Source organism: Streptomyces sp. (assembly GCF_019510245.1).
Classification (GTDB): Bacteria; Actinomycetota; Actinomycetes; order Streptomycetales; family Streptomycetaceae; genus Streptomyces.
The window spans coordinates 1-2,294 of the sequence record NZ_JAEKKT010000471.1 but is presented as its reverse complement, the minus strand read 5'-3'; the positions used below and the strand labels follow the sequence as shown (position 1 = coordinate 2,294).

The 2,294-nt window shown below is 73.2% G+C and carries 1 protein-coding gene and 1 pseudogene; one reads left to right on the top strand and one right to left on the bottom strand.

Going from position 1 to position 2,294, the window contains the following annotated elements:
- The first annotated feature begins 833 nt into the window (after positions 1 to 833).
- Complete coding sequence (locus JF597_RS54200) at positions 834 to 2,018, top strand: MarP family serine protease (RefSeq protein ID WP_294014490.1); 1,185 nt, start codon at positions 834 to 836, stop codon at positions 2,016 to 2,018.
- Positions 2,019 to 2,198: 180 nt separating this feature from the next.
- Here JF597_RS54200 and JF597_RS54195 read toward each other — a convergent pair.
- A pseudogene (locus tag JF597_RS54195) lies at positions 2,199 to 2,294 on the bottom strand (GNAT family N-acetyltransferase); the annotation flags it as partial.

Sequence of the window (2,294 nt, the reverse complement as noted above, 5' to 3'; positions counted from 1 at the left end):
GGTGCCGGGCCCGGCGGGGGCCGCGAGCTCTTCGGGGGGCTCGGGCCCGGCGGAGGCGGCCACCCGGACGGGACTCTCGGGCTTGGCCAGGGCCGCCGACCTTGCCGGAGTTGCGGGACTGACCGGAACTGTCGGCCGAATCGGAGCGGCAGCCCCAGGGGAGACCGCAGATCCGCCCGTAGCCTCCAACCCGTCGGGGCCTGCTGTCCCGGCAGAAGCCGCGGGCCCGTCGACGGCCGCCGGACGCGAGGGGAACGCAGGCCCAGCAGGCACCCCGTCCCCAGCAGCGGCCACAGGCGCCGTCGGATCGACGGGAACGGCCGTCCCCGCAGAAGCCACAGGCCCATCGGCGCCCCCCGGACGTGAAGGAACCGCAGGCCCGGCAGGCACCCCCTCCCCAGCAGCGGCCACAGGCGCCGTCGGAGCGGCGGGCCTGGGCGGCGTCGCAGGGGTGGCGGGGACCTTCGCGTCGGCAGGTTCCGTGGAGTCGGTGGCCGTGGGCGATGAGCGGTGTTTGTGGGGGAGGCGGTTTTGGAGCGCAAGGCTTGCGTCGTGTATTCGGGCGGCGAGTCCTGTCCGGCTCGCCTCACGTATTCGGGGCGTCCGCCGCCGTCGCACACCCCGCGCTCTTCGGACACGCATGGTTCCACTCTCGGCCCGATCCGCTCCGTCCGCGATGTGGGCTGTGCCACCCGGTGGAACCATCGTCCTGGTCCGCGACGTTTTTGCAGGTGCACGCGCGCGTACCGCCGGGAACCGGCCACGCGTGCGCGTAGCTGATCACTGGACGCCTCGCCTGCGTACTGAAGGTTCCGAGAGAGAAGGGCGGCTCCGTGGACGTGCTCGACATCCTGCTGTTGCTGGTGATCGCCGCCTATGCGGCCTCCGGCTACCGGCGCGGCCTGGTGGCCGGCTGCGTCTCGCTCGCCGGATTCGTCGGCGGCGCGATCGTGGGCGTGTGGGTGCTGCCGTGGATGATGGACCTGGTGGCACCGGGCAGCACGGCCGCGACGGTGACCGCGGTGCTGACGGTGCTGGTCCCGGCCGCGGTGGGGCACGAGCTGGCGGGGCGGCTGGCGCTCAGGCTGCGCCGGGAGCTGGACCAGGGGCCACTGAGGGTCGCGGACGGGGTCGGCGGGGCCGCCGCCAACTCCGTGGCCGTGCTCATCGTGGCCTGGGTCGCCGCAAGCGTGCTCGGCGCGTCCTCGTCCCCGCTGGTCACCACCGCCATCCGGGACTCCGCCCTGCTCGGCGCCGTCCAGGACTCCATGCCGGAGACCACACCGAACTGGTTCTCCCGGGCCACCTCCGCGCTGACCGAGGCGGGCTTCCCGCAGGTCTTCAACCCGTTCGAGAACGAGTCGACGGCCGAGGTCGCCAAGCCCACCGGCGACAGCGTCACGGCCGCCGCCACCAACGCCGCCAAGCTCAGCACCGTCAAGATCGAGGGCGCCTCCGGCACCCAGGGCCGCGAGGGCAGCGGCTTCGTGTACGCCCCGCAGCACGTGATGACCAACGCCCACGTCGTGGCCGGCATCGACGAGCCGAGCATCCGGGTCGGCGGGGTCGGGCAGCCGTACCGGGCACGGGTGGTGCTGTTCGATCCGAACAGGGACGTGGCCGTGCTCTACGTCCCGGATCTCCGGGCGCCGGTGCTGCGCTTCGAGGACAGCGCCTCGCGGGGCGACTCCGCGGTGGTCGCGGGCTATCCGCAGGACGGTGACCTGAACCTCCAGGCGGCCACGGTGGCCAACCGGGTCAAGGCGACCGGCCAGAACATCTACAGCGACGCCACCGTCACCCGCGAGATCTACTCGATCCGCTCGACCGTCCGCCCCGGCAACTCCGGCGGCCCGCTGCTGACCACATCCGGCCAGGTCTACGGCGTGGTCTTCGCCCGCTCCACCTCCGACGACGAGACGGGCTATGTCCTGACGGTCGACGAGGTCGCGGGCGACGCCCGGCAGGCGGCGGACGCCACGTCGCCGGTGGACACGGGCGAACTGGTCACGTCGTAGCGCGGCGGCCCCCGGATGATGGGGCGACGGTCTCGCACGGCACCGGTCCCGCACCGGTCCCGCATGGCACCCCGGAGGCTCCCGTGCCGGTGTTCTTCCTGATCTCGCTGCTCGTGGCGGGGGTCGCGCTCTGCCTCGTGGTGCGCAGACGCCGTACGACCGCCGCGGCCGACCAGGTCCTCAGAGACGGCGCCCCATGAGCACGTCGTCGACGTACTCCCCCGCCAGCAGGAACTCCTCGGGCAGCACGCCCTCGACCGCGAAGCCCTCGGACTC